Annotated in this window: 30 protein-coding genes and 1 tRNA gene; 11 read left to right on the top strand and 20 right to left on the bottom strand. The window is 59.2% G+C overall.

What is annotated here, in order from left to right; translation table 11 throughout:
• The coding region (locus ACGVKB_RS00315; RefSeq protein WP_392349271.1) for a hypothetical protein at nt 1–180 on the top strand (180 nt) is incomplete at its 5' end.
• A 275-nt stretch (nt 181–455) separates the two neighbouring features.
• Here the strand turns inward: ACGVKB_RS00315 and ACGVKB_RS00310 are convergent.
• The gene (locus ACGVKB_RS00310; protein ID WP_392349270.1) at nt 456–1190 is read right to left on the bottom strand and encodes a hypothetical protein; all 735 of its coding nucleotides are present in this window, start codon (nt 1188–1190) and stop codon (nt 456–458) included.
• Between the two features lie 38 nt (nt 1191–1228).
• Between ACGVKB_RS00310 and ACGVKB_RS00305 the strand changes: the two genes are divergently transcribed.
• The 3 genes from ACGVKB_RS00305 to ACGVKB_RS00295 are packed head-to-tail and all read left to right on the top strand — an operon-like array spanning nt 1229 to nt 2944.
• Nucleotides 1229–1963 (top strand): DUF475 domain-containing protein, encoded by a 735-nt coding sequence (locus ACGVKB_RS00305; protein WP_392349269.1) that lies wholly within the window; start codon nt 1229–1231, stop codon nt 1961–1963.
• Complete coding sequence (locus ACGVKB_RS00300) at nt 1953–2291, top strand: DUF6464 family protein (protein ID WP_392349268.1); 339 nt, start codon at nt 1953–1955, stop codon at nt 2289–2291. The genes ACGVKB_RS00305 and ACGVKB_RS00300 overlap by 11 nt, the downstream gene beginning before the upstream one ends.
• 5 nt (nt 2292–2296) lie before the next feature.
• Nucleotides 2297–2944 (top strand): hypothetical protein, encoded by a 648-nt coding sequence (locus ACGVKB_RS00295; RefSeq protein ID WP_392349267.1) that lies wholly within the window; start codon nt 2297–2299, stop codon nt 2942–2944.
• A gap of 43 nt (nt 2945–2987) precedes the next feature.
• On the opposite strand, the gene fmt is transcribed toward ACGVKB_RS00295, so the two are convergent.
• The 11 genes from fmt to ACGVKB_RS00240 form a co-directional block, all read right to left on the bottom strand.
• Nucleotides 2988–4004 (bottom strand): methionyl-tRNA formyltransferase, encoded by a 1017-nt coding sequence (gene fmt / locus ACGVKB_RS00290; RefSeq protein ID WP_392349272.1) that lies wholly within the window; start codon nt 4002–4004, stop codon nt 2988–2990.
• A gap of 13 nt (nt 4005–4017) precedes the next feature.
• Entirely contained in the window at nt 4018–5382 is a 1365-nt protein-coding gene (locus ACGVKB_RS00285) for a TldD/PmbA family protein (RefSeq protein ID WP_392349266.1), read from the bottom strand.
• 2 nt (nt 5383–5384) lie between these two features.
• Nucleotides 5385–6794 carry a TldD/PmbA family protein gene (locus tag ACGVKB_RS00280; RefSeq protein WP_392349265.1) on the bottom strand — a complete coding sequence of 470 codons (1410 nt, stop codon included), beginning with the start codon at nt 6792–6794 and terminating at the stop codon, nt 5385–5387.
• A gap of 35 nt (nt 6795–6829) precedes the next feature.
• Nucleotides 6830–7909 carry a magnesium-protoporphyrin IX monomethyl ester (oxidative) cyclase gene (gene acsF / locus ACGVKB_RS00275; RefSeq protein WP_392349264.1) on the bottom strand — a complete coding sequence of 360 codons (1080 nt, stop codon included), beginning with the start codon at nt 7907–7909 and terminating at the stop codon, nt 6830–6832.
• A gap of 73 nt (nt 7910–7982) precedes the next feature.
• Nucleotides 7983–8423 (bottom strand): DUF2996 domain-containing protein, encoded by a 441-nt coding sequence (locus ACGVKB_RS00270; protein WP_392349263.1) that lies wholly within the window; start codon nt 8421–8423, stop codon nt 7983–7985.
• A 45-nt stretch (nt 8424–8468) separates the two neighbouring features.
• Complete coding sequence (locus tag ACGVKB_RS00265; RefSeq protein ID WP_392349262.1) at nt 8469–8954, bottom strand: hypothetical protein; 486 nt, start codon at nt 8952–8954, stop codon at nt 8469–8471.
• Entirely contained in the window at nt 8951–9559 is a 609-nt protein-coding gene (locus ACGVKB_RS00260) for a flavin prenyltransferase UbiX (protein WP_392349261.1), read from the bottom strand. Before ACGVKB_RS00260 ends, ACGVKB_RS00265 begins: the two co-directional genes overlap by 4 nt.
• A gap of 1 nt (nt 9560) precedes the next feature.
• Nucleotides 9561–11900: an RNB domain-containing ribonuclease gene (locus ACGVKB_RS00255; protein WP_392349260.1), complete on the bottom strand. Its 2340-nt coding sequence runs from the start codon at nt 11898–11900 to the stop codon at nt 9561–9563.
• A 112-nt stretch (nt 11901–12012) separates the two neighbouring features.
• Nucleotides 12013–12345 carry a TMEM165/GDT1 family protein gene (locus ACGVKB_RS00250; RefSeq protein WP_392349259.1) on the bottom strand — a complete coding sequence of 111 codons (333 nt, stop codon included), beginning with the start codon at nt 12343–12345 and terminating at the stop codon, nt 12013–12015.
• A gap of 3 nt (nt 12346–12348) precedes the next feature.
• The gene (locus tag ACGVKB_RS00245) at nt 12349–12681 is read right to left on the bottom strand and encodes a TMEM165/GDT1 family protein (RefSeq protein ID WP_392349258.1); all 333 of its coding nucleotides are present in this window, start codon (nt 12679–12681) and stop codon (nt 12349–12351) included.
• Nucleotides 12681–13049 carry a YkgJ family cysteine cluster protein gene (locus tag ACGVKB_RS00240; protein WP_392349257.1) on the bottom strand — a complete coding sequence of 123 codons (369 nt, stop codon included), beginning with the start codon at nt 13047–13049 and terminating at the stop codon, nt 12681–12683. Before ACGVKB_RS00240 ends, ACGVKB_RS00245 begins: the two co-directional genes overlap by 1 nt.
• A 108-nt stretch (nt 13050–13157) precedes the next feature.
• Between ACGVKB_RS00240 and psb30 the strand changes: the two genes are divergently transcribed.
• A complete protein-coding gene (gene psb30, locus ACGVKB_RS00235) occupies nt 13158–13265 on the top strand; it encodes a photosystem II reaction center protein Ycf12/Psb30 (protein ID WP_007100063.1) in 108 nt (35 codons plus the stop codon).
• Nucleotides 13266–13285: 20 nt separating this feature from the next.
• On the opposite strand, the gene recJ is transcribed toward psb30, so the two are convergent.
• Nucleotides 13286–15169, bottom strand: a complete 1884-nt coding sequence (gene recJ / locus ACGVKB_RS00230; protein ID WP_392349256.1) for a single-stranded-DNA-specific exonuclease RecJ — start codon at nt 15167–15169, stop codon at nt 13286–13288.
• Nucleotides 15170–15199: 30 nt separating this feature from the next.
• Between recJ and ACGVKB_RS00225 the strand changes: the two genes are divergently transcribed.
• The 3 genes from ACGVKB_RS00225 to ACGVKB_RS00215 are packed head-to-tail and all read left to right on the top strand — an operon-like array spanning nt 15200 to nt 17270.
• Nucleotides 15200–15979, top strand: a complete 780-nt coding sequence (locus ACGVKB_RS00225; protein WP_392349255.1) for an HAD-IA family hydrolase — start codon at nt 15200–15202, stop codon at nt 15977–15979.
• A gap of 6 nt (nt 15980–15985) precedes the next feature.
• Nucleotides 15986–16324, top strand: coding sequence for a DUF565 domain-containing protein (locus ACGVKB_RS00220; RefSeq protein ID WP_392349254.1), 339 nt, complete (start codon nt 15986–15988; stop codon nt 16322–16324).
• A gap of 52 nt (nt 16325–16376) precedes the next feature.
• Nucleotides 16377–17270, top strand: coding sequence for a phosphoribulokinase (locus ACGVKB_RS00215; RefSeq protein WP_392349253.1), 894 nt, complete (start codon nt 16377–16379; stop codon nt 17268–17270).
• On the opposite strand, the gene rpmF is transcribed toward ACGVKB_RS00215, so the two are convergent.
• On the bottom strand, nt 17271–17447 hold the full coding sequence (gene rpmF / locus ACGVKB_RS00210) for a 50S ribosomal protein L32 (RefSeq protein WP_392349252.1): 177 nt from the start codon (nt 17445–17447) through the stop codon (nt 17271–17273).
• Between the two features lie 135 nt (nt 17448–17582).
• Here rpmF and ftsH point away from each other — a divergent pair, with 135 nt between their 5' ends.
• Together ftsH and ACGVKB_RS00200 are read left to right on the top strand one after the other, a co-directional pair.
• A complete protein-coding gene (ftsH, locus tag ACGVKB_RS00205; protein ID WP_392349251.1) occupies nt 17583–19322 on the top strand; it encodes an ATP-dependent zinc metalloprotease FtsH in 1740 nt (579 codons plus the stop codon).
• The gene (locus ACGVKB_RS00200; RefSeq protein WP_392349249.1) at nt 19319–22027 is read left to right on the top strand and encodes a UPF0182 family protein; all 2709 of its coding nucleotides are present in this window, start codon (nt 19319–19321) and stop codon (nt 22025–22027) included. Before ftsH ends, ACGVKB_RS00200 begins: the two co-directional genes overlap by 4 nt.
• A gap of 49 nt (nt 22028–22076) precedes the next feature.
• Here the strand turns inward: ACGVKB_RS00200 and ACGVKB_RS00195 are convergent, their stop codons facing one another.
• Nucleotides 22077–22679, bottom strand: a complete 603-nt coding sequence (locus ACGVKB_RS00195; protein ID WP_392349248.1) for a peroxiredoxin — start codon at nt 22677–22679, stop codon at nt 22077–22079.
• A 136-nt stretch (nt 22680–22815) separates the two neighbouring features.
• Between ACGVKB_RS00195 and ACGVKB_RS00190 the strand changes: the two genes are divergently transcribed.
• Nucleotides 22816–23166 (top strand): hypothetical protein, encoded by a 351-nt coding sequence (locus tag ACGVKB_RS00190; RefSeq protein ID WP_392349247.1) that lies wholly within the window; start codon nt 22816–22818, stop codon nt 23164–23166.
• A 46-nt stretch (nt 23167–23212) separates the two neighbouring features.
• On the opposite strand, the gene ACGVKB_RS00185 is transcribed toward ACGVKB_RS00190, so the two are convergent.
• The 5 genes from ACGVKB_RS00185 to pxcA all read right to left on the bottom strand — a co-directional run bounded on the left by ACGVKB_RS00185 (nt 23213) and on the right by pxcA (nt 26484).
• A tRNA-Met gene (locus tag ACGVKB_RS00185) sits at nt 23213–23286 on the bottom strand.
• A gap of 43 nt (nt 23287–23329) precedes the next feature.
• Nucleotides 23330–24253: a M23 family metallopeptidase gene (locus ACGVKB_RS00180; protein WP_392349246.1), complete on the bottom strand. Its 924-nt coding sequence runs from the start codon at nt 24251–24253 to the stop codon at nt 23330–23332.
• Between the two features lie 23 nt (nt 24254–24276).
• The gene (locus ACGVKB_RS00175; protein ID WP_392349245.1) at nt 24277–24777 is read right to left on the bottom strand and encodes a tRNA (cytidine(34)-2'-O)-methyltransferase; all 501 of its coding nucleotides are present in this window, start codon (nt 24775–24777) and stop codon (nt 24277–24279) included.
• Entirely contained in the window at nt 24774–25343 is a 570-nt protein-coding gene (locus tag ACGVKB_RS00170) for a bifunctional adenosylcobinamide kinase/adenosylcobinamide-phosphate guanylyltransferase (RefSeq protein ID WP_392349244.1), read from the bottom strand. The genes ACGVKB_RS00175 and ACGVKB_RS00170 overlap by 4 nt, the downstream gene beginning before the upstream one ends.
• The gene (gene pxcA / locus ACGVKB_RS00165) at nt 25330–26484 is read right to left on the bottom strand and encodes a proton extrusion protein PcxA (RefSeq protein WP_392349243.1); all 1155 of its coding nucleotides are present in this window, start codon (nt 26482–26484) and stop codon (nt 25330–25332) included. The genes ACGVKB_RS00170 and pxcA overlap by 14 nt, the downstream gene beginning before the upstream one ends.

The raw sequence follows: 26484 nt of genomic DNA, 5'->3' as shown, positions 1-26484 counted from the left end.
ATATTTCTTTGGATCGCGCTGTTGTTGCCATTGACTGCAACATCAGTGAGCGCAAATAACCTGGATGAACTGCCGAGATTTTTGCTTTCTGTGGTTCTTGTCGGAGCCACCCCCTTAGCGGCACTACCTGCGGTCTTTCTTTATGGCGGATCAGGGAAGAAAGCCCGGACACCTGAATGAATCAAAACATCCTGAAAGGACGGTGACGCCGATTCAACGAGCCAACCATTGGCCATCCGCCACGATGTCCATTTGTTCAGATCTTCGAGTCCAAGCTGATTGCACTACGCCCTAACCGTTGGCGAATACCGCTTGGGCTCGGCGATTGATTCCAGCTGACGATGCTGTCGGCTTCCATCACGGTCTGACGCAACAGACCAACAGCGGTTCAGGACCTAATCAAAAACAAGTCACTGACGACATCGTGATGTCCTCGTCAGCCGAGACTCCAGCCATTACGACACCTTCAGCGTCTGCTCTTCCAGCAGCATGTTGAATTGCAGAAGTTGTTCGTCACTGAGGTGTTGACGACTATTCGCGTTGAGTTGTTGGCTCAAAAAGTCGCGAGCCTGGTCCGATGACCAACCCAGTTGCTCCAGCATCCTGTTGCCCTGCTCAAGTAAATCCGACCGACGAATGGGCACTGGGGCCGAATCAGGCTGTGCGCCCGCGGGAAGACCCTTCAGTTGCCTTAGATAGGCCACCAGATCGCTGTAACGGGTCAGGCGGTGACGACTGCCATGGCCAAATGCTCGTTCCAGGTAGACGCGCTCCAACTCCCGATCCCAGCCAAGCCGCCGGACTTCCAAGTCGATGGCAGCCAATTCTTCACTCCAATCCTCCGGATCGGTGGGTGCCTCCGAAGGTGGTGCAGAGGCAACGGGTTCAGGCAGAACTGCCTCCGAAGTCGTTTCTGGTGGAGCGCTATCTGGCTTGGCAGCACGTTTGACTGGCGCAGCGGCTGGAACGGCCGCTAGAGCCGGCTCAGGCTTCCCCACTTGCAGCGGTGCGGTCACCGTGTTGGCGGTGTCCTGATCACGCTGCAACCGTTGGCGAGCCCGGTCTTCGGCCTCTTCAGCCGAAGCGGCCTGACCAAGCGCACTGGAGAACTCCTCACCATTCCTCCACTCACTGGCACGGACCACGGCCCGTTCACCATCCACATGGCAGAGCTCAACCCGGATTGGCATTCCCTTCAGTGCAGGCCTGCACTTTCTAGGCTGTCGTGATGGACCTCACAGCTCTGCCCTCCCTTTCCAACGTTTTTGATGGTGCGGATCAATGGGGCGAAATCCTGACCCTGCTTCCAGTTCTGGTTGTTCTGGAAATTGTTCTATCGGCAGATAATGCTGTAGCACTCGCCGCCATTGCCCGGAGCGGTCAGCAGCCAGAACAGGAACGTCTGGCACTGAACATCGGCATCGGGTTGGCATTGGTGCTGCGGTTGGGATTGATCGTTGTGGCGCAGTGGGTCCTTCAGAACATTTGGGTGCAATTGCTGGCGGCGGCCTATCTGCTGTGGCTGTTCATCGATCATCTGAACAACCGGCAAAACCCCGACAGCGACGAGCTGAGCACAACCAGCTCCAAGGAGCCGCGCTCGCTCCTGCGCACGGTCGTTCTGCTGGCGTTTACAGACCTGGCCTTCTCGATTGACAGCGTTGCGGCAGCCGTTGCTGTGAGTGATCAGATTCTGTTGATCGGTACCGGGGCCATCATTGGCATCATTGCTTTGCGCTTCACCTCCGGACTGTTCATCCGTTGGTTGGACATCTACCCGCGGCTGGAAACGGCGGGCTTCCTGGCCGTGGCCTTTGTTGCCTTGCGTCTGATCATTCACGTGCTTTGGCCCATGTTGAGCCAACCCGATTGGCTCACACTTCTCGTTGTTGGCGCGGTGTTCTGGTGGGGCCTTTCGCTCAAAGATGAGATCGAGCCGGCAGAGGTCAATCATGTTGGTTGAACTTCGCCAAGCCGGCAGCGATGCGTTGCTCGACCGTCTCGAGCTGGACGACCCTCCCCACCCTGGTCGCTGGGTGGAACTCAAGGGGCGCTCCTTTCTCGTGATGCAGCGGCGCCATCGCTACAAGCTTCGAAACGGCCGCTATCAGATCGCCTCCGTTTCACTGATGGTGAAACCCCAACGCCAACCGAACGATGCAATTCGATGGCGGCATGGCTGGGTCATTGGCGATCCCGACTGTCGCTTCAATGCCCTCAGTCCGTTGCTCCGTTGCGCGGTCTGGCCGGAGGGGCCCTGTGAACGATGCAGTCATCGCGAGCCGCGCTGAATTCAATGCCGATTCAACACATCAAGGGCACTGTGATTCCTGGCCATGGTGTGGCCTCTGGCCGTGCAAGTGACTCGCCCTATCCCGCAGGGACCATTGCGTTGCAACGTCCGTTTTTCCAACAGCTCGGCCTGGATCTCTCCGACTGTTTTGACGGCACACTCAATGTGAGTGTGGCCCCGATGGAGCTGGTACTTCGCGATCCTGATCACACTTTTGTGGACGTCGACTGGAGTGATCACCATCCGCCGGAAACATTTTCGTTCTGGCGTATCGAGCTGATCGTTGAAAACGTGGCCACACCCGCTTGGGTGTATCGACCCCATCCCGAAACAAAGCAACGTCATTGGCAGCCTCCGTCGATGCTGGAGGTGATGTCACCTTTTCGCAGTGGACTGACCAGCGGATCCGTGGTGTCGCTGAACGATCAGCGACAACGGTTGCAGCTCATTGATGGGATTCGGCTTCGTGCCCGTTTGCTGGAGTTCCTCAAATTCCGGGTGCTGGCTTCGCAGGACTCCTTTTTTTCAAAGGACAACCTGAAGCATCGGCGCGACTGGTTGAGACAACTGCATCCAGAAGCCTTGCAGCTCTCCGATCAAGACCTGGATCGGGTCTGGGCTCAAGCACGGATGCTTTACACCGAAGAATGAGCCAGGCCCAACTGAATTCGTGCGGGCTCGAAACGCCAGAAAATCAGGACGCCGTCAAACTCAGCCCAGGTTGAGGGGCGAGCTGCTGAATCAACGTTTGTCCGTAGCTGCGGGATTTGCCTTCCAGTTGGGCTTCGCGGATCAGCAACGGACAACCGGAACTGCTCACAACCACACCGACATCCTGGATCTGATCGAGCACAACACCGGCAGGATGACCACCGGTGGGCCATCGGCCCACCAAGGCCCGGGCCTCAGCCGACAGTTGATCAGCCAGTCGTTCAATCAACGGCTCCGTCGCCAACAGTTTCAAACGCTTGCCCCGCCAATGGGTCATCGCACCTGGATACAAGCCCATGACACGGCGATGAATCGCCAGGGCGGACTGCGTCCAATCGATGACGAAATCCTCTTTGGTCAGCATCCGGGCGTAGCAACTGTCCTCGCTTTGAACACGAACACCAAGCCGTGCAAGCCGTTGCTCGTGCGGACCTTGACCCGCTGCCTCGATGCGAGGCATGGCCTCGACCATCAGCTCCGCCGTCAGTGCACTGAGGCGCTCACCGAGCTGAGCTGCATTCTCGAGCAAACCGATGGAGAGGCTCCGCTCCAGCAAGACCGGGCCGGTGTCGAGCCCTTCCTCCATCGCCATGATTCCAACGCCGGTCTCTGCATCGCCGCTCAAGATCGACCACTGAATTGGGCCAGCGCCCCGCCAACGGGGCAGCAATGAACCATGACCGTTCCAACAGCCCAACGGTGGTTGATCGAGAACTGAAGCAGGCAGGATCTGACCAAAGGCAACGACCACAGACAGATCAGCGCCGAGCGACGCCAACTGGTTCTGACAGTCCATATCCCGTTTGATCCGTTCCGGCGTAAAGACAGGAACGCCGAGTTCCAGGGCCCGTTCCTTGACGGGCGAGGGCATCAATTGCTTCCCACGACCGCGACGACGATCGGGTTGGGTCACCACCCCAACAATGGAATGGCCCGCTGCATGCAAGGCAGACAGGGTGGGGACCGCATAGGCCGGTGTTCCCCAGTAAAGGATTTTCACGATGAACCGTTGCTCAGGCTTCGCCGGTGATGGACAGGGCGTCGACCCAGACATGGGGACAGACACCACGGGGAGTGACTTCAGCTTCCGCTTCGAGGTGGACGATGCTGTTCAGCAACGTGCGGATATCGCCGGCCACAGTCGCTGCTTCCACGGAAATACGTTCACCGCCTTTCACCAGCCAACCATCGAAGGGAAGGGAGAACGATCCCTGGGTGGCCTTCACACCTGCATGCAAGGCGGAGAGATCTTCGATCAACACGAAGGGGTCCCGCTCACTGCGGTGGTCAAGGGAACTACCGCTGGTGGCTCCAGCCTTGGTCGAGACCTCAAACCAGTCGGGACCAACCGACACCTTGGCGCCGAGGCCGGCATGGCCGGTGGGCTGGACACCAAAGGCTCGAGCGGTGGCCTCGGAGTGGAGGAAACTCGTGAGATCTCCACCATCGACCAAGCACAGGCGCCGGGTGGGAGTGCCTTCACCATCAAAGGCCGATGCACTGACATGGCCTGGGTGAAGACCGTTGTCGTGGAGCGACAGGAACGGCACCGCAATGCGGTCCCCAATCGACTCACGGTTGCTGAGGCTGACACCATCCAGCACTGATCGGGCATTGAACATGCTGCTAAAGGCACCCATCAAGGAGAGGAAGGCCTCTGGCTTGAAACAGACGCGATAGCTGCCGGTTTCAATCGGTTGATAGGCGAGATGACTCACGGTGCGTTCCACCGCCTCGCTGATGCAACCTTCAACATCGAGCCCATGGCTTCCGAGGCCAAGACGGACCGCACCACCACTGCGCGGCTTGCGGCCCTCTTGTTCAGCCCGGGCATAGAGATAAAGGCTGGCTTGGGTGCGCTCCATTTCGCGAAGCGCGCCATCACTGTTCAGATAAAGGCTTTGGGACAGCGATTCAGCAAAACCGTTGTAAGGAACGGTCTGGATGGCGTCATGGCGGGACAACAACTCCGCCTCGGCTTCACGCAAGGTCTTGAGCAGCGGAAGGATGCCTTGCTGAGGCTGGAGTGGACGATCCAACTCGGGCAATGGTGCCGTCGCCAGTGGAGAGAACTGCGGAATGTCGTTGGGATTTCCGAAGGCCGTGGCTTGATGGGCCCCCACCAACGCCTGCTCCAAGCCACTGTCCGACAGGTCGGTGGTACTGGTGATGCCCACCAGCCCATCGCTGTTCCACACCCGAACGGTGATGGAACTCCGCTGCGCGGCCTTCATTTGTTTGGCTTCGCCACGGTCAACCTGCACGGAACAGTCGTCGCTGCAGGCCGCACCGAGATCCCAGTGCCGGATTCCCTCGCGTGTGGCGAGGGTTTGGAGACGATCGCGGAGCGCGTTGGCGTTCAGGGTGTTGTTCGACATCGTCAACGCCCCCCCACGGTGATCGAATCCACCTTGATGTGCGGCTGGCCAACGGTGACGAACACACTGCCGCTGACGGAACCGCAGAAACCGGCGGCTAACTCGAGGTCATTGGCGCACATGGAGATTCGCGGCATGACTTCCTTGGCATCACCAATCAAGGTCGCCCCCTTGACGGGTTTGGTCAGAACACCGTTCTCGATCAAATACCCTTCCTCCACAGAAAAATTGAACTGACCCGTCGGACCGACACTCCCGCCGCCCATTGCCTTGCAATACAGGCCTTGATCCACGGAGCTGATCAACTCCTCCGGTGTATGGGGACCCGCATCGATGTAGGTGTTGCGCATCCGACTCGCCGCTGCGAACGCATGGCTCTGACGCCGGCCGCTGCCGGTGCGTTTGTGACCGGTCCGCAGTTCACCGGCACGGTCGCTGATGAAACGCTTCAGAACACCCTTTTCGATCAGCACCGTGCGTTCGGGCTCCATGCCCTCGTCATCCATGGACAACGAACCAAAGGCACCTCCACTGAGGCCTTCATCGATCGCAGTCACAGCTGAATGAGCAATGGATTCACCGACTTTGTCGGCGAAGGGTGTCGTCCCCCGCTCGATCTGTGTTGTTTCCAACAGGTGACCACAGGCTTCGTGGAAGATCACCCCACCGAAGCGGTTGGCCAGGACAGCAGGCATCTGACCGGCATCGACGTAATCGGCGCGGAGCATCCGACCGGCGCTGTCGCAAACCTCTGACGCGCTCGCTTCGGTGTTCCAGTTGCTGAGGTCGTCGGGACGATCCGTACTGCCATAACGACGGCCAACACTGGAGCGATGGTCGCCATCTGCGGCAAGCACAGACAGGCCAGTGGACTGATGCAGGCGGATGTCCCGAGCAAACGTGCCATCACTGGCGGCCACCATCACTTCCTGCCAATCGCGGGCGTAGCTGCCACGTCTGACCTGAAGGTGTTGACCAAGGCGGTCGAGCTGCATGGTGCCCTTGAGCAGCGTCTCACCGGCATCGGACATCGATGGGCAGCGATCAAGCCACGATTGCTTGCTCAGGCCGTGATCGGTGAGGGCCTGCAGACCATCGAAGCGATGGCCGACCGACAACGACTCAGGGGTGAGGCCGAGCATGGCCAGAGCCTGATCGAGCGCCCGGGTTAAACCTGCCGACGTCAGATCATTGGTGCTGACAAAACCATCGCGTCCATTCCGAAAGACACGAAGGCCTGCACCACGGGCAAACGACGGATTCACACTGGTGATGATGTCCTGTTCGGCAAGCAGACCGAGGTGATCGGTCCGCTCCATGAACACCTCAACAAGATCGGCCCCGGCTGAAGATCCGCGATTGAGGAGAGTCTCAAGCAGATCTCTCCATTGATTCGAAAACGCGTCAGTCAAGAATTCTCCTCAATCAGATGTGACGATGCGAACAATCAGCGGACCGCTGGCTGGTACTTGCTGCTGTCAATCGGTGACATCAGGAACAGCTTGGCCATTTCAGCGCCGTTACCGATCCAGAAGGGCAACTTGCGAAGCAGCTTCACCGGAGCAATCGCGTCGCTGGCATCGGCGGCATCGAGGGCAGCGTTGTTATCAACCAGCCGCTCAAGGCGGGTCCAGAACTTCTCGCTCTTGACATCCAGAACCACGGGAAACACACGGGCGGAGGTCTCGTTGGTCTTCTCGATCACCATCCGGTCGTAGGTGCGTGCGTCCAGCCCCAGAGCCTCGTAAAACTCCTTACGAGCCACATCACGCACATACATCGTGGCGAACACCGCCAGCAGGAAGAAACGACACCACAGTTTGGAGATCGGACCACGCACGGTGTCCGGCTGAGCCTTCATCAGGGCGTCAAAGAAATCACCGTGGCGGTTTTCGTCCTGACACCAGTTCTCGAAGAAGTTGAAGATTGGGAAAATCTTGCTGTCGGGATTCTTCTCGAGGTGACGGAAAATGGCGATATAGCGCCAGTAGCCAATCTTCTCGGAGAGATAGGTGGCGTAGAAGATGAATTTCGGCTTGAAGAAGGTGTAGTCCTTATTGGCCGTCAGGAAGCCGAGATCCAGCTGCATCCCGAAATCGCTCATCGCCTTGTTGAGGAAGCCGGCGTGGCGGGCCTCATCGCGGGCCATGTGTGCGAAGCATTCAGCCAGCAGAGGGTTCTTCTGCTTGATGCGACGGCTCAGCTCCTTGTAAAGCAGAAAACCGGAGAACTCCGACGTGCAGCTCTGCTCAAGAAACTCAACGAACACCTTGCGGGTTTCGGGATCAAGCTTGTCGGCAGCGCCATCAAATTCGTCGTTGCGGACGAAGTGATGGCGGTTGTAATCCTTGCGGAACTCTTCGCAGATGGCTTCCAACTCAGCTTCGTTGGGACGAAGATCCATGGCAGCCATGGCTTCGAAGTCAGTCGTGTAGAAGCGTGGCGTCAGGATTGTGTCCTTGACGGGCTCCTTGACGGCAACTGCATTATCAGCAGTCTGATCGGCCACGGCTGTAGGGGGGACCATCAGTTCCGAGTCTCGCGGTGCTGCCAATGTAGGCGGCGTCAGCCTGCGACCGAGGTCTTTGTTGCTGTTGGGATCAGTTCCCTCCCAACCATTTCTGACCATTCAGCCGCTGGAGAAGCCTTGAGACCAGCAACGCCAGGGACATCCGCTTCTCATCGATCAGGAATGATTCAAGCAATGTGGCTTCACTCCCGGGATCTGCCAGAGCGATCAACTTGCTGCTGTTGATGTTCTCCGAGGCGAAACACACCCAAAAGCGGCGACCGCCGGGAAGTTCACCGATCACCATCGGACAGCTTCCTCCCACCACAGGCCGTTCCGCCTCGACACGTTCCAACCGATCAGCGGTGATGCCGTGTTCAGCCAACTGCTTGGCCACAGCCGGAACGAACAGCGTGTCGATGAATTCCGGGAACGGCTTGTCCTCCGGTTTGGGCGGCTTGGGTTTGGCTGCAGGTTTTTCGGCCGCCTCCGGTTTGGCGTCTGAAGGCTTAGCAGCTGGTGTCTCGCTCACCGGACTCGAATGACTGCGGGAACTGTAAGCAGACCAGGGGCTTGATCACCAGTCTTGATCTGGATCCTCTCCCCATTGTTCGTCGGATTCGTGGACGGGGGGTCTGGAGGCTGCGGCGGGTGATGGTTTGGGCTGGGGCGCCGATGACGGCCGTTGGACGACGCGATAAGCGACCGCAACGGTCGGAGCCGGGTCACGGATATCCCGCTCCGGCATGGCCTGGCGCGGTTCTGGCCTCCGCTCAGCATCGAACGACGCAGGCCCCGAACTGGACTCAACGTTGCCGGGATGAAACCGCTGGGTGCGGCGCAAACTTGGCCCCGATGAACGCAGCAGGAGAACACCACCCACGCTCAGCCCAGCACCGGTCAAGGAGGCCATCGCCGTCCAGGCGCCAATGGGCAACGCCGGACTGGTCCACAACAAAAGATTGAGCCGCTGCGGCCGTCGGTCCTGCACAACAGAGACCAGCAGAACCAACACCAGCGGAGCCAGGCAAGGGATCAACAGCAGGCGTTGGATCCGGGTCATGTGATCGGGCCTGTCCAGCGACGAAGGGGAGCCAAATCGTCCTCCAGACCATCAAAAAGACGAATCACAAGGAAATCGACCATCTCATCAAGGGATTGCGGTTGGGAATACCAGGCGGGGATCGGCGCGGCAATCGTGGCGCCGGCTTCGGCCAATGCGGTGAGGTTGCGCAGGTGGATCAAGTTGAACGGCATTTCGCGGGGTGCGATCACCAGCGGCCGACGTTCCTTGAGATGGACATCCGCGCAGCGCTCAATCAGGTCCATCGCAATGCCGGCATTGATCCGGCCCACCGTGCCCATGCTGCAGGGAACAATCACCATCGCCTTGGTGCGATAGCTGCCACTGGCGATCGAAGCGGCTTGATCGTTCCAGCGATGACATTGCAGCGTTCCGCGGTCCACCTGCAAACGATCCCGCCAGAAGCGTTCCTGCTGCTCGGGCTCCACAGGCACGGACAGGCCCTGTTCGGCACGGAAAACTTCGTGGGCTCCGCGGCTCAGGATCAGATGAACCGAACGGTCACGCTCCAACAGCCGCAATAAAGCCCGTTCCGCCAGCGGTTGTGCTGACGCTCCCGTGACGGCCAGAACATAGGGATGCATGTCAGTCCAAGCTCACCGTGACGGGCAAAGGCGTCTGCTCATCCTCAGCGGCGCCTTGATCGTGGTCGTCCTGGGGTTGGGTGATCACATCCAGATCAATCTGATTGCGCAGGACATCCACCTTGGTGACGCGCACCGTGACGGGATCACCCAACTGATAAACCCGTCGGTTTTTGCGGCCGACCAGACGGTTCTGGCGGGATCGGTACTCGTACCAATCGTCGCTGAGCGAGCTGACGTGAACGAGACCTTCCACCTGGGACGGCGGAATCTCCACAAAAAAGCCGTAGCTCTGGACGCCACTGATGCATCCCTCGATCTCTGTGTTCAACAACGGCTCAGCAAATCGGGCCTGAACCATGGCAATCAGATCGCGATGCAGGTCCTGGGCCTGGCGATGACGGCTGTTCAGACGCTGGCTGATCCGTTCCGAACTCAACGCCACCAGTTTGTCGCTGGCCGATGAACTCAGCAAAGCCCAGGTCAGCTTGGCGTCTGCACCTTTGCAACCCAGATTCAAACGGTCTTTCTGGCGAACGCTGGGACGATCTTTGCCGTCCTGAAGCAGGCCAACGAGCACCTGCTGGTTGATCAGATCCGTGGCATGGAGCGTGGCGCAGCACCAGGGAACCACTCCCGGTGGGGACGCCAGTGCTTCGCTGTCCTCGTCCCCCGGCTCGTCCGAGACGGTGTCCTCAGACAGGTTGCCCACCAGCACCTCGATGGTTGGCTCGGTCAAGGCCTGACTCAGTTGTTGTTCAAGAACGCGTCGTTGCGGTGCAGCGTCAAACGCCGCCAGCAGCTCCGTCGCCGAAGGACTGCCTTCGTCATCGAGTTCGAGGGGAAGATCCAGGGCAATGGCCGTTTTGGCTACATCGTTGAGGGTCGATGCATCGGGCTCAGGCGCCGTGATCGTGAGACCTGGCAGCTTGAACGCCTGGGCATGGAGTCCCCAGGCACGGTCAGCAGCCCGCAACAACGGTTGCAACCAAGACTGGGGATCAACGGGGTTGATGGCGTCGTACCAACGCTGACGACGGCCGGACGGATCAGCCCAGATCAAATCACCGAGTTCGTCGATCTGCGGTAGGGACAGATCGAGCTGGATCATGCCCTGACGTCGATCGCGATCCTGCAGTGTGCGTGCGCAGAACTGCAGGGTCTCCAGCTGGGGGAGCTGATCTTTGATTCCCTTCAACGCAGCCGGAACGGTTCGCGATTTGGGCTTGCGGTTGGCGAGCGCCTCCAGGTGGGAGGGATTGACTTCTGCCACGGGCTGAACCGTGCTGAGCATGAACTCCCAATCGACGAGTTCACCATCGGCATCAATGTCCAGACGCACACTGACGGCCTCTGAGGTGGTGCCGGGCTTCAGGGCAGAAGCCTTGACAAGCGCTGACGACAACAGCGGCTGCCAGCTCTGACCCAAGCAAAGGGCTTCACCCCGGTCCTTTAACCATTGATCGACGGCACTTCCGGTGCCAACCCGTTCGGCAACGGCGGGTGCATGGATCCAAAGGCGGCTACCTCCGGCATGGGGAACCACGTGCACCGCAGGCAACGAGGGGGCCTCCACGCCTTGCCAACTGCGCAGCAGCACACAGGGCTGATCGGTCAGATCGGTGCGGCCCTTAGCCGCAGGGCTTTTGGCTGCAGCCCGCGGTTGAGGGGCGGGTTGATGGAAGCCTGCTTTGGTCAGCAGCAGGTCGCGATCGGCCGCCGGACCACCGTTCAACGGCAGCTGTCGCGCGACATGACCCGCGGCAGAGAACTGAGCCACTGGATAGCGGTCCAGCTGAACTTCCACGACCGCCGCGACCGTGTCCTCTTGGACGTACTGAGCATCCTCATCCGGCAGCTGGATGTTGGCGAGCAGCCGATCATCCAGGGGAATCGCCACCACCTGATCGTCCTGCCGTTCCACCTGTCCGAGCAAGGAGGTTGTGGCCCGCTCGAGAATGCATTGAACGCCCCCTTCCGGCGAGCGACGGCGACCCCCTTCCCTCGTGACCCGCACCAACACGCGATCGCCGTTCCAGGCGTGGTTGAGCTGGTGGTCTCGGATGTAAATGTCATCGCCCCCGTCATCGCGAATGGCGAAACAGAACCCTTTGCTGCTGCAACGCAGCCGGGCTTCGATCAAATCGTCTTGATCGACACGCAACAGGCCTGCATTGTCATCGCGTTCGACGACCTGAAGACGCACCAGGGCATCCAGAGCCAACTCCAGGCTCTGCTTGTCCGCTTTATTGGTGAGCTTGAGTGACTTGGCCAGGGTTGCCGGCTCAACCGGTGTGTCGGTGTTGAGCTGATCAATCAGATCGGCAACGTTGAATTTCATCGGGACAGGCGGTGAAACCGACCTCCAAGGTCGGGGGAGAGGGGTGTCAGAGCGACACGACGGACGCAGCGGAAATCGTGCAGAACACTCGGCACCACCCTGAGTTTAGAAGTCAGCGTGTTGAACTTTCGTCCGGTTTGGATTCAACGCTGATCTGCGCCTCTGACTCAGACGTCAAAAGGGGCCAAAGCAAACGACCACCAATCACCAGAAATCCGGCGGAGGCAATCAGCTGCAGCAGGTCCGTTCGAATGAAATTGGCGACGGATCCACCGGCCAAAGCACCAATCAGACTGGCCAGCACCAGGGCCGATGACGATCCGAGGAAAACGGCCAACGGTCGATTGGAGGTGCCACTCAACGCCACCGTGGCCAACTGTGTTTTATCGCCGAGTTCGGCGAGAAACACCGTCAGAAACGTCGATAACAGCAGAGGTACATCCATCCATCAAGCTCCAACGGGTGTTTGCAGCAGTGACTGACACGCCTGGAACCCCAACCAAAGGCCGAGTCCAACCATCAGCACACCAGCCATCAGCTCCAATCGCTCCGGGGACAGCACCTGGGAGAGCCAGCGGCCCACCAGAACGCCCACCAGGCTTGATGCAATCAAGGCGGTCGCAGCGCCGACAAAAACCAGCCAGGGGGAACCGGACTGGGCGGAGAGCAACAAGGTGGCGAGCTGGGTCTTATCGCCGAGTTCAGCAACGAACACCGTGGTGAAGGTGCTGAACAGAACGGTGGTGAACGCAGGACGCTGGTCGGCCCCGGAGTCGGTCATCAGAGAGTGCCGGCCTGACGGATGGAACGGTTGAACTTACGCATGACGTCACTGCGGCCGCCGTAATTCGATCGGATCTGCTGCTGACAGCAGGCAATGGCGAAGGAATCGAATTCGTCCTCAGCCAAATCAAACAGATCCCCGAGGGCACTCACCCGACAAAACACAGGGCGCTGCTCATAGATCCGGCAACGGCGGCCACCGCTGTCGTAATGGATGCACCAACCGTCGTCTCCCACCATGGACAGGTATTGCTGCTGTTGGTCGGGGGAGAGGGCCTCCAAGGCCTCTTGGCGTTCATCGGGACACAGCCGGCAACAGGCACCGCACTGCTGAATGCAATGCCACTTCTGACCCTTCGAACTCATGGCTGGTGCTGTGACAAGCCGTCACAGTGATTGGGTGCGGTGATCCGGCGGGGTTGGCAAGGCTCGTAGCCTGACCGACAATTCCATCTTGAGCAGCGCTTTTCACCCATGGGCATCGACTTCCACCTGATCGCCAACTTTGCCGCCCTTGCGCTGATCACCCTGGCTGGCCCCGCTGTGATCTTCATCCTCTTCTACCGCCGCGGCGCACTCTGAAGCCTCATCCGGAGCGGCCGTCACGGGGTTAATCCAAGCCCGAGCCGTGCCTGATCCATCAAGCGAATCACCGAGGGATGCTGGAGACGTTGATCTGCTCCCACCGTGGATTGAAGGCTGGAGAGGGTTTCTCCGGCCTCGTTGCTGAGCAGAACATCACCGGCTGATGTTCTCTCGGCCAGATAGTGGCGCGGGCCAAGGCGAAGGCTCACCCGACTGCTGTGATGTCGGATGGCTTTGACATCCAGCTGGAGCCGCCGTTCACCTTTCCAGCTGTTTTCATTGATCCGGTAGGCCAGATCGCAACGCTCCGGTACGGGATGGGAGGGATCCCATCGCCAGGAGATACCGCGTCTCTGCACCGAGCCCTGTTGAACCATGAGCGACAGGTGGCCACCGGTCACGATCCGTGACTGCACCACCTCACAGTCCCGCGACCAGAACAACGGGGTGGGATGTCCAATCCCAAAAGGCTCCAGCCGTTTGAGTTGATTCCAAAAGTCCCAATTGATCTGCTCAAGGTTGAGCAGGGCATCGGGCATCACTGGAATGCCATCTCCCTGGGACGCAAGCCACTGCGCCGCTAGCCCGTTGAGCTGCTCATGCAAGGCACTCACCTTGGTGGCCTCAACCGTGAAGCCACCTGCCGCCGGATGCCCCCCAAAACGATCCAGATGTTCGGCACAGGCCTGGAGGGCTTGATCCACAGCGAACCCTGCCGGAGCACGCACCGATGCCCGTAAACGGCCGTTGCCCTCGCCAGCGAGCAACGCCGCAGGCCGATGGAAACGATCCATCAGTCGGGCCGCCACGATTCCGATCACACCGTGGTGCCAATGGCCCTGAGCCAACAACAAAAACGGTGGAAGCTCCCCTTGATCGGCCTCCACCAAGGCCGTTGCTTCCGCCTCAATGGCATCGCAGAGTTCCCGTCTCTGACGGTTGAAGTCATCGCACTGGCGCGCAAGGGCCATTGCTGCGTCGTTGTCGGTCGCGGTCAGCAGGTCAACGACAAGCTCAGGATCCCCAAGCCGCCCCACGGCATTAATCCGCGGTGCCAACTGAAAGCCAATGTCCTCCGCACTCAACGGCTTGTCGCCCAGCCCAGCGAGACGTTGAAGGGCCTGAACACCGGCACACGGGCTGCGATGGAGCGTCTGCAGGCCATCGATCAGCCAGCGGCGGTTCGCCCCAAGCAACGGGGCCATGTCGGCCACGGTTCCGATACAGAACAGGTCCCGTGCCGCCAGGATCGCGTCCGGTTGCCCCAGACGTTCCGCCAGGGCATGGGCCACGACAAAGGCCAGCCCCACTCCCGCCAGACCCCGGTAGGGGGAGCCCTCCGGTGTGGTCTGGGGATGAATCAGGGCCGTCATCGGTGCCGGCTGGGGCGGAATGGCGTGATGGTCCGTGACGATCACTTCGAGGCCAAGACGAGCAGCGCAGAGAAGAGCTTCTTCAGCAGCCACCCCGTTGTCGACCGTCACCAACACACGGATTCCCTGGTCATTCAGGGTTTCGACCATGCCGCTGTTCAAGCCATACCCGTCCTCCATCCGGGAGGGAATCGCTGGGATCGGTTGGGCGCCCAACGCCGTCAAGGCCCGAAGCAGCAGGGCGGTGCTGGTCATTCCATCCGCGTCGTAATCACCGCAGATGGCCACCGCTTCTCCCATCCGGCAGCTGCGCTCGAGACGGATCAGGGCCTGTTCAAGGTCGGGAAAATGGTCTGCAGGGTCCGGGAGATCCACCGGATTGAGCATGGCCTCCGCTGCCTGCTCAGTGGTGAACCCCCTGCGTTGGAGCAGACAGCGGAGCGCCAGTGGTAAGTCAAGACCAGACAACGGATCCGCAGACACCACGTCCGGCAGAGACCAGCTCCAGCGTCGGATGGACACAGGCACCAGAGCGCATCAAGGCGAGGTTGCATCAGCATGGTGCCCGGTCTGGACGCTGAGGGAGGGATGCAGATGCTGAATGTCGTGTTCTGGGATGTCGACGGAACCCTCGCCGATACGGAGATGGATGGCCATCGACCGGCCTTCAACCGTGCATTCCAAGAGCTGGGCCTGCCCTTTCACTGGAATCGTGAGGAGTACGCCAGACGGCTCGAGATCCCAGGGGGGCTGCGGCGTGTTCAACAGGCCTGCCAGGAGGTTGGGCATCCGATCAGCGACGAACTGCTCGAGCAACTGCGCGAACGCAAACGGATTCACTACGGCGAACGGATCGCTGCGGGCCATGTCGGGTGGCGACCCGGTGTGCGCCGATTGCTCCACGCACTGAAGAGCGCAGGCATCGCGAGCTGGATCGTCACCTCCAGTGGCCGTGCCTCCGTGAACGCCCTTCTGGCGGCGAGCCGCGATGAACAGGACTGGTTCAGCGGAATCGTCACCGCTGACGATGTTCAACGGGGAAAACCTGCGCCGGATCTCTATCAACTGGCCATCAAACGTGCGGCGGTCGAACCGACTCATGCCCTGGCCATTGAGGATTCCCTCGCGGGTCTTGAATCAGCCCGCGCAGCGGGGCTGGCCTGCCTGCTGACACCATCGCCCTGGGAAACAGGGCTACCGGCCAGGTATGGCGAAGCGGTGGCCGTTCTGAATCATCTGGGTGACCCCGACCACACCAGCACGGTCATCGCTGGCCCCGCTTGCACAGAGGGCGTCGTGACGGTGAAGTATCTACAGGCTCTGCTGGAAGGAGGCTGAATCCCGATGCCATCACGGCAACGCACGCGGTTGGCTCGGGTGGAGCGTGAGCTGGGCGACCAGTGGCGTCCCCTGCTGACCGGGCCCTGGTGGCCACGGGCCTGGGCTCTTCTGGCGATCCTGACCGGATTTTTTGCGGCCAGCAATCTTCTTGAACAGGTCGGTGGATTGTTCGGGAGTCGCATCCTCAGTGCCCTCACCCTGCTGGGATTGTGCGAATTGATGGTGCGCGCACGGGATCAGATCAAACAGCAGCCCGTGCCTTTGGTCTGGCAGTGCCTGGATTTGTTCCGTCTCGGCTTGATTTATGGGGTTGTCTTGGAGGCGTTCAAACTTGGCTCCTGAGATGTGGCCGAAATCACCACCGGTTCCAGGCTTACCCGCGTTGATCGAAGCCTTGACCGGAACCACACTCACCCGCTGGCAACAGCAGTGGTTGGATCGCCGCGCCCAGGCCTTAGCAGCGGATCAGTGGGCGCCAGGGACGGAATCCGATTGGCTCTGGTGTCTGGGCCTTCCTCTGCTCAGCCAAGCCGAACAGGCCATCCATGCCTCGGACCGTCTCCTGATCGGTCTGAATGCCCTCCCTGGATGCGGCAAAACAACATTCGGGAACTGGTTACAGGCGGCGGCCACCGAACTTGGCGACTCGATCCAGGTGATCTCCATCGACGATTTCTACCTGCCGGCAGAGCAGATGGATCTCGCCATGGCCGGCAATCCCTGGGGTGTTCCGCGTGCACTTCCCGGAAGCCATGACATCCAACTGATGGCCGACTGTCTGTCCCGTTGGAAGCAAGGGGAGACCGTCTTGATGCCCCGATTCGACAAGGCCCTGCGCGGTGGACGTGGCGATCGTTGCGGCTCCAGCAACTGCGATGCTGATGTTCTGCTGGTCGAGGGTTGGTTTCTCGGCTGTTCCCCCCTCCAGACCAACCAGGATCTCAGTGGTGGCAGTGATCACCTCAGCGCACCGTTGACCGCCGCTGAATTGAGCTTCCGGCGAAGGGTGCAAACCGAACTGTCGCGATACCAACCGATCTGGGATCAGTTCGACACGCTCTGGCAACTCGCAGCGACGGATTTCAACGCTCCCGAGCGCTGGAAACGTCAGCAGGAGATGACACAGCAAAAAGAACGCGGTCCAGGACTCTCAGAGTCGGCTGTGACTGCGTTCATCCGCATGATTCAGACCGCCATTCCAGCGACGTCATACGCGCTGAATCAGGCGTCGGTTGTGATTGATCTCGACCCGGAACGACGCTTCCGACGCATCCGGGTCGCACCATGATCAGGATTCGCTCTCTTCGGTCTCGCTCACGGGATAAACAAAGCCCTGGGCGCGGCCGCTCAGCACCGACTTGCCGATGGACATGGCACGCTCAGCAGCAACGGCAGCCTTGGCCTTCCAAGTGGCGTGGCGTTGATTGCGCTTCGCCTTGGATGTTTTCTTCTTCGGTACGGCCATTGAGGCTGATTGAGTTCCAAACAGTGATCATCTCGTCTGGAGTTCCCTTGCGTCAAATCGCTAGCCTTGATTCAGATCGGTTTTGTCGTGAGTTCAGGTTCAACCAACTCTGAGGAATCCACTCAGCCCAAACCGTTGTTTCGTGCTTTCAGCCAGCCGGAACCACCTGATTATTCAACGCTGCTTGAACAGATCAATGCTGGGGAGGTCCAATCCCTCGAATTGATCCCAAGCAAGCGTGAGGTCCGTGTGACCTACCCCGATGGGCAGAACATTCAGGTCCCAGTGTTCGCCAACGATCAACAGATTCTGAGAAGTGCTGAATCGTCCGGAACACCGCTCACGGTCAAGGACACCCGTGGCGATGACGCCATGGCCGGACTGGTGGTGAATCTGGGGCTGATCCTGCTTCTGATCGTGGGGTTGAGCGTCCTATTGCGGCGTTCGGCGCAGGTGGCCAACCGTGCCTTTGGCTTCGCCCGCAGCAAACCCCGCGTCAAGTCCCAGGAGGATCTCTCCGTCCGCTTTGAGGATGTCGCCGGAATCAGCGATGCCAAGCAGGAACTGGAGGAGGTCGTCACCTTCCTCAAACAGCCGGAGGCCTTTATCCGACTGGGTGCACGGATCCCCAAAGGTGTGTTGTTGATCGGCCCACCGGGGACTGGAAAAACTCTGTTGGCCCGAGCCATTGCCGGCGAAGCCGGCGTGCCGTTCTTTTCGATCTCAGCCTCAGAATTCGTCGAACTGTTTGTCGGCGTGGGTGCCAGCCGCGTGCGCGACCTGTTCAAACAGGCCAAGGAGAAAGCTCCTTGCATCGTGTTCATCGATGAGATCGATGCGGTCGGTCGTCAGCGGGGAGCCGGCATCGGGGGTGGCAATGACGAACGCGAGCAGACCCTGAATCAGCTGCTCACCGAAATGGACGGGTTTGCTGAGAACTCAGGCGTGATCCTGCTGGCGGCCACCAACCGCGTCGATGTCTTGGATGCAGCCCTGACGCGGCCTGGTCGATTTGACCGTCGCATTCAGGTTGGCCTTCCGGATCGACAGGGCCGTTGCGACATCCTTTCGGTTCACGCCCGGACACGTCCTCTGGCGGAAGAGGTGTCTCTGAATGACTGGGCCCAGCGAACGCCAGGGTTCTCCGGTGCCGATCTCGCCAATCTGCTGAATGAGGCAGCGATCCTCACTGCGCGGCAAGGGGAAACGGCCATCAACGATCGTCACATCGAAGCGGCCCTCGAGAGGATCACGATGGGGTTGGCTGCAGCTCCCCTGCAGGACAGTGCCCAAAAACGGCTGATCGCCTATCACGAAATTGGCCATGCCCTTGTTGCTGCTCTCTTACCCGAGGCAGACCGGGTCGACAAAGTCACCTTGCTCCCCCGCAGCGGAGGTGTTGGGGGCTTCACCCGGTTATGGCCGGACGAAGAAGTTCTCGACTCAGGCCTGATCACCAAAGCTCGTTTGCGGGCACGCTTGGTGGTGGCCCTCGGAGGGCGCGCCGCCGAATTGGTGGTGTTCGGCCCGCAGGAAGTCACCCAGGGCGCCTCGGGGGATTTGCAGATGGTCTCTCAACTGGCGCGCGAAATGGTGACCCGCTTTGGCTTCTCCTCGCTGGGGCCTGTGGCCCTGGAAGGAGGAGAACAGGATGTCTTCCTCGGGCGGGATTGGCTGAACCGCAGTCCGAGTTACGCCCAGACCACCGGACGGGAAATTGATCGACAGGTTCATCGCCTGGCCCAACAATCTCTGGATCAGGCCGTTGAGCTGCTTACGAGCCAACGAGAGGTGATGGATCGCCTGGTGGATGCACTGATTGAGGAGGAGACACTCGACGGCACACGCTTTCTCAACCTGGCTGGATTGACATGATCCGACTGCTACTCCTGCTGCCGGTCGGATTGATCCTGGCCCGGATGACAGTGGAGTGGCTCTGGTTCGGCCAGTTCGACTGGCAGGACGTTCTTGTCACACGCTGGGTCCTGCAGGCCACGGGCGGTGCGGCGGCTGTCATCGCGCTGTTGCTGATCCAGCGTTGGCGTCAGCCTTGGTTAACGGCCCCAGTGGCCACAACAACCGGGCCCGACACGGAGGGAAGCGTTCTCAGCGGCTGGAGGTTCAGTGTTGCCCTGCTGTTGAGCTGCTTTGGTTTGGCCGCAAGCACCACGGTGCTGACGCTGCTTGCCATCCGCGCGGTGCAGGGAAGCCAAGTTCTGTGGCATCTCGGCCCTGCCCTTGCCGCCCTGTCGCTTCTGGCCTTGACGATGCGACGGCTGCGCCCCTGGCTGTGGCGCGTCTCAGCGGCCGCCATGGTCGTGATGACGAGCCGGTCATGGCCGATCTGGGTGCAGGCCATCGTCATTCCCGATTCCGGGCTGAACGATCCGGTTTTGGGCGCTGACCTCAGCTTTGCCCTCGGCCGTTTCGCCGGACTTCGCCTGGCACTGGGGCTGCTGTTGCTTTTGCAGACGTCTGCCCTGTGTTCCGTTCTGACAGAACGATGGCTACGCGCACCCGTTCTATCCAATTGGCAGATCGTGCTGAGCAGCCATGAACGTCGACGGCTGCGACAAGCCGCAGGCGTGGTGCTGCTGAGCGTTGGGCTGTGGGTCTGGCTCCTCAGGCATCAGGTGCTGTGGAGTCAGCATGGAATCGTGGCGGGCGCCGGCTGGCTGCAGGTCAATTTCACACTGCCGCTGCGATCAGCCACTGCTCTGGTTCTGCTGATCCTGAGCCTGGTGGTGATCTCCGGTCAGCCCCGCTGGATCGTTCGACGGTTACCGCAGGTCCTTGGCGGTGGACTCGCCATCCTGCTGGTTCTGGATGGTGGTCTGGCACCGATGGCCCGGTGGCTGGTGGTCAATCCCCAGGAACTCAGCCTGGAATCGCCCTTTATCGCTGAATCGATCCAGGCCACACGGCAGGCCTTCCAACTGGATGCCATCCAGCGACAAACCTTTGTTCCTGCTTCACGTCTCACCGCCGATGATCTGCAGCAGGGTGCAAGCACCCTCAACAACGTGCGCTTGTGGGACAGCGCACCGTTGCTGGAGACCAACCGTCAGTTGCAGCAGCTCAGGGTCTACTACCGCTTCAACCATGCCGTCGTTGATCGCTATCCACTGCGTCCAGATCCAGAGACGGCGCAACAGGTGATCCTTGCGGCCCGGGAACTGGATCAGTCGCGACTGCCACGACGCTCCAAAACCTGGCAGAACCGACATTTTGTTTTCACCCATGGCTACGGATTCACATTGAGCCCTGTGAATGCGAAAGCAGAGGATGGCTTACCGGCCTACTTCATCCGTGACCTCGGCTCTGAAATCCGCATTGAAGGCAACAACGAACTCTCGATTGAGAGGGACGATGTTCTCGCTGCTGTACCTGCAGATCGTGCTTCCTTGTACTTCGGAATGCTCGATGCACCGTATGCCATTACGGGCGCAGGTGTCGACGAATTTGACTACCCCGAGGGCGATGAAAATGTCTTCAGTCGCTACGACGGTCAGGCGGGAATTCGACTTCGATCCCCATGGCATCGTCTCGCTGCAGCGCTCTATCTGCATGAACCGCGACTGCTCACAACACAATCAATCACCCATGACTCTCGCCTGCTAATTCGACGCGAACTGCGTCAACGCATCAAGGCGATGGCACCATTTCTTGATCTTCGTGGCGATCCTTACCTGGTGTCTGTTCCGATTGATCCAGGGACCTCGGGCTACGACAGCACGCAACATCAGTACTGGATCACTGAGGGCTACACCCACTCAACAACTTACCCCTACAGTGCTGCAGCAGGTCAAAATGACAACGACCGTTATTTGCGCAACGCCGTCAAGATCGTTGTTGATGCCTACAACGGATCCATCCACTTTTATGTCAACGAACCCAACGATCCACTGATTCAAGGTTGGAGGCGAGTTTTCCCATCCTTATTCGAATCAATCAATGCAATGCCATCGGTTCTGCGTGGACATTTGCGCGTTCCTGAAGAACTGTTCAATATTCAAGTTCGCCAATTGCAGCGTTATCACGTCACCGATCCAAGGAGCTTCTACAGCGGAGATGACGTGTGGGAAGTGCCCATGGAGATGTATGGACGTGAGCAGGTGCCCGTCGTTCCTTATCACGTCAGTGCTCAAGTTGAAGACAATGAATCATCGGAATTTCTATTGCTCCAACCGTTAACGCCTCAAGCCAGGCCGAATTTAAATGCCTGGTTAGCGGCGAGAAATGATGGTGAACACTACGGAGAACTCCTCCAGATTGAATTTCCACGCGACAAGCCAATCCTTGGTCCTGAACAAGTTCAGGCCTTGATCAACCAGGACCCTGACATCAGCCAACGGTTTGGCCTCTGGGATCGTGGTGGCTCGGAGGTGGTCCAAGGCAACCTGTTGGTACTCCCGGTCGGACACAGTCTTCTCTATGTGGAGCCGGTCTATCTCCGTGCGAGCAAAGGGGGGCTTCCATCCCTACAACGTGTCGTGGTGAGTGATGGGAAACGCATCGCCATGGCCGGAACGCTGCCCAAGGCCATCACAGAACTCATCAAAAAAACCCCATCCGGCTGAGCCAGATGGGGTCGTGATCCAGCCAGGCTGGTGGGACGGGTGAAGCGGATCAGCCGATCGCGGAGAAATACTCCTTGGAGCCCACGGGATCAGGCTTCATGGTTTTCTCACCGGGAGTCCAGTTAGCAGGGCAGACCTCATCAGGGTTGGACTGCACGTACTGGAATGCCTGCAGCACGCGAAGGGTTTCATCAACATTGCGGCCCACGGGCAGGTTGTTGATGGTGGAGTGCATGATCACGCCATCGGGATCGATGATGAACAAACCACGCAGTGCAACGCCTTCGGCGTCGTCGAGAACGTTGTAGGCGGTGGCGATTTCCTTCTTCAGGTCAGCAACCAGGGGATAGGCGATGTCACCAAGACCACCCTCATTACGAGGGGTCTGGATCCAGGAGAGGTGGCTGAACTGGCTGTCGACGGACACGCCGAGGACTTCGGTGTTCTTGCTGGAGAAATCCGCGTAGCGGTCGCTGAACGCAGTGATTTCAGTCGGGCAGACGAACGTGAAGTCCAGCGGGTAGAAGAACAGGACCACATACTTGCCGCGATACTGCGACAGGGTGATTTCCTTGAACTCCTGATCCACCACGGCAGTTGCTGTGAAGTCAGGGGCCTGCTGGCCAACGCGCAGGCAGCCGTTCGCTGTCATGTTTGGAATGTGATGGAATTCAACGGGCAATCACAGGCGACTTGAACAAAGTCGGACCGACTACCAGTTTCAGGTATCAATTTATCACGCTCGGTGCATCGGCGCCCAAATACAATGTTTCCAGCAGCACAACAGCATGAGCTGGGATCCAGGCCTGTTGAGGAAATACAGCGCAACCGGCCATTTCAGGCTTTTAAATCAGCTCCGTGGAGATCTGAAAAAAAAACCACTGGAACGGGATCAGAACACCGGGGTTCTGAAGATGCCGGGGTCCGGCCGAGGACAGCGCTCGGGGCGTCGGTCGGAGACCAATCGTCAGGACACCAGTCGCCACGAGGCTGCCCGTTCAGAAACCGTGCGTCAGGCCGCGCCGAACACAAGCCCATCCTTCAATGATCATCAACCTCCCTTGATTGAGTTGCCCCCCCTGACTGAGGAACAGCCCAAATCATTCAGGGATCGACTGAATGCAATCGATATGCGCTGAAGATGCAAAAAAAAGACAGTGCCAATGGCACTGTCTTTGAACAAAATGGCTCGGGGGAGACTTGAACTCCCGACCTTGGGGTTATGAATCCCACGCTCTAACCAGCTGAGCTACCGAGCCGTGTTCAGAAAGATTTTAAACGATCGTGGGCCCCGAACCCTGCTTAGACGGTCCGCTTGGGAAGCTTGCTCAAAGGATTGATTGCGGCACCTCCGGAACGACGAATCTCGAAATGAAGGTGTGGGCCCGTGCTGCGTCCTGTGCTGCCCATCAACGAGATCTTCATGCCTCGGGACACCATCTGACCCTTGCTGACAAGAAGCCGACTGTTGTGGGCATAGCGAGTGGAATCACCATCGCCATGGGCGATCTCGACCAAATAGCCATAGGCACCGCTCCAGCCGGCAAACGTCACCACACCTTGGCGAGCCGCATGAATGGGCGTCCCCGTGTTGTTGGCAATGTCGATGCCTTTGTGCATCCGACCCCATCGCCACCCGTAACCGGAGGTGAAGACGCCCTTGGTCGGCCACATATAGGTGTCCTGACCGGCCGGAGATTGGTTGGTGCGAACCGGCGCGAAGCCGGGGGTATCCGGCCAGCTGGCACCACCACTGGTGACCGGTCGGATCGCAAGCAAAGACTGACCTGGGGCTGCTTTGGCAACCCGAACCACACGGCCCACAGCAAGGTCACTGACCTCAAGGCCTGGATTGAACGACTTCAGCTGCTCGAGGGTCACGTTGTGACGTGACAGAAACGAGGCCAGGGAATCACCGCGCTGGATCGCTGCAACTTCCTTCGGCTCCAGCTTCAGCGGGGGTGGAACCGGAGGAGGAGCGATCACGGCCTGGGCCAGCTCCACGGGCGCGCCGATCTCCGGAAGCGCAGGCAGCGGTGGAAGCGGAACACGCTTCTGACTATCCGCATGACCTGGAATCGCCGACCACATTCCTGCTGCGAGCAGGGGAGTGGCAATGGAAACCAGGGTGAGCTGGGACCGCATGGAAAACAAACGGAGTGCGCTCAGTCGGACCGACGCCAGACGGAACTGGCTGACGGTAACGAGCAGAACATGCCGCTGCAAGCCCTCTTAGTGCAGTCTCCCAATCACCACAGATTGAGCTGAGACCCAGCGACATAGGTCACCAGGGCAGTCGCCACCGACAGATTCAAACTGCGCACTCCACCCTGACCACGCTCATCAGCGGATCCGGGCATCGGAATCGTGACGATCTGATCGCAACGCTCGCGCACCGGGGCGGGCAGACCGGTGTCTTCACGGCCAAACAGAAGAACATCCCCGGCTTCAAAGGCCATCGAATTCAGCGTTGTTCCACCCCAGCGGCTGCAACCAATCAGACGGCGCTTGGCTGGCAAGACCTCAAGCATGCGCTCGAGGTTGGCGTGAGAGCGCACCTGGACATGATCCCAGTAATCCAGCCCCGCACGCTTGAGACTGCGGTCGTCAATGCTGAAGCCAAGGGGTTCGATCAACTCCAAGGGGAGTTGAAAAGCAGCACAGGTTCTGGCGATGTTGCCGGTGTTGGGAGGAATCCTGGGCTCAAACAAAGCCACGCGCAAAGGTGATGGTGTCGAGCGATCGCTCATGGCACTGGATGACCGAGCTGATGGAGATTGATCGCCCTACCTTGAACCACAAGCCAGCTGTCATCAGCCACGGCATTCAGACGCTGACCCAGCTGACCGAGACGATCCCGAAACAGACCGCCAATCGCCGTTGGTGGGACGACGCCCCAGCCGGTTTCTTCGCACACCAACACCGTGGTCAGGGGCATCGCTGCCAAACAACGCTGGAGTTCGTCACTTCGCTGCTGCCAAACGGTTTCGGGCTGATCGAGATGGGCAGCAACAAAGGCGCCAAGCGCATCGATCAGCACAGCCTCTGCAGACCCGGACAACGCAATCTGGCCCAGAGCTGCGCTGAGGTCTGGACCGGGTTCCAGGAGCGTCCAATGGGATGGACGCTGGTCGCGATGGCGCTGGATGCGCTCCTGCCAGTTGGTGTCGTCCGGGCGCGACGGTGAGGTGGCGACATAGATGACATGGCTGAAACCAGCCAAGAGCGATTCGGCCCAACGGCTCTTACCGCTGCGGCTGGGGCCGGTCACCACAACGAACCGGGAACCGCCCTGATCGGGCTCAACCGCCACCATTCATCCCTTTCAAGGTGGCCACAGACGACGGCGACACACGGTTGAGGTATCGGAAAATCCAATATTTGAAAATCGTCGCCAAGATCACAGGAAACGTGGCGATGAACATCATGATGAAATTCTGACGAGCCGGCAGACCAAAATGTTCGGCAATCCCTTCGAGAAGCACCGTCCAACCTTCTGGGCTGTGGTACCCAACAAACACATCCGTGAACAAAATAATTCCAAACGCTTTTGCTGAATCACTCAGTCCATACACAGCCTCATCAAGAAATCCGCGCAGCACTCTTAATTCATCACGACTGACAAGACAGACGGCGACAAATGACAGCAATGCAACAAAATCGGCAAAGACATTTTTAATCGCGTGGAGGCTTTCAACACTCGCCTCTTCCTTGAGCTCAATGGCTTTCTCTTGTAAAACATGTTTCAATTCATCGGGTGACGGTAAGTCGTCACCACGAACCAAGGCATCGAATTCGAGCTCGGCCTTATAGATCCTTAATTGATCAACAGCCTTGATTTCAAGATTCGGTTTGGCGTAGTTCAGAAGGGGAAGATCCGGTGAGAAACGATCAACCACCGGTGAGATCAAATAGGTTCTTGACACCTGTTGCATCAACAGAGGCACCAGCACAAGAAGCAACAAGATCCTCAAGGAGATCAATGTTGAATCCCGTCGCCGACGGAATCCGGCCACCAATGTTTCTTCAGAGGTCGGGTCGAGTTGCCGTCGCACTGAGTCAAAGAGACCCAGCAATGATCGCGGCAGTGGATCGGGCGGGCGACTCAAACTCGGTTGAGAGCTCTGGCTCTGCCGCGATGAGCTGTAGCGACTAACGACAGTCTCGATCAGTTGGAACTGCCGCAGCTCCTGGATGTCCAGTTGCGAGCGCGAGGGTCGGATGGTGTCGCATGTCGCTCTGCAGATCCCCAGCGCAGTCCGAAATCGCCTGAGAATGGTGGCCTGAACAGAACGGGGAACCGACAGTTCCAAGTCAGGCCTGATCGGTCGATCGTTGTAGTACTCAAGTTCAAGACTCTGGATCAGCAGAGCTGCCTCGTAGCCCCGTTCCAGCTCACTGGAGAGCTCAGAGGACTGATTGTTGGAGAACAAGCCGATCCAGTTGCGACGGGACAT

The organism is Parasynechococcus sp., from assembly GCF_042954325.1.
In the GTDB taxonomy this organism is placed as follows: domain Bacteria; phylum Cyanobacteriota; class Cyanobacteriia; order PCC-6307; family Cyanobiaceae; genus Parasynechococcus.
The sequence above is the reverse complement of the archived record's forward strand: the minus strand, read 5'-3'. Positions and strand labels throughout refer to the sequence as shown.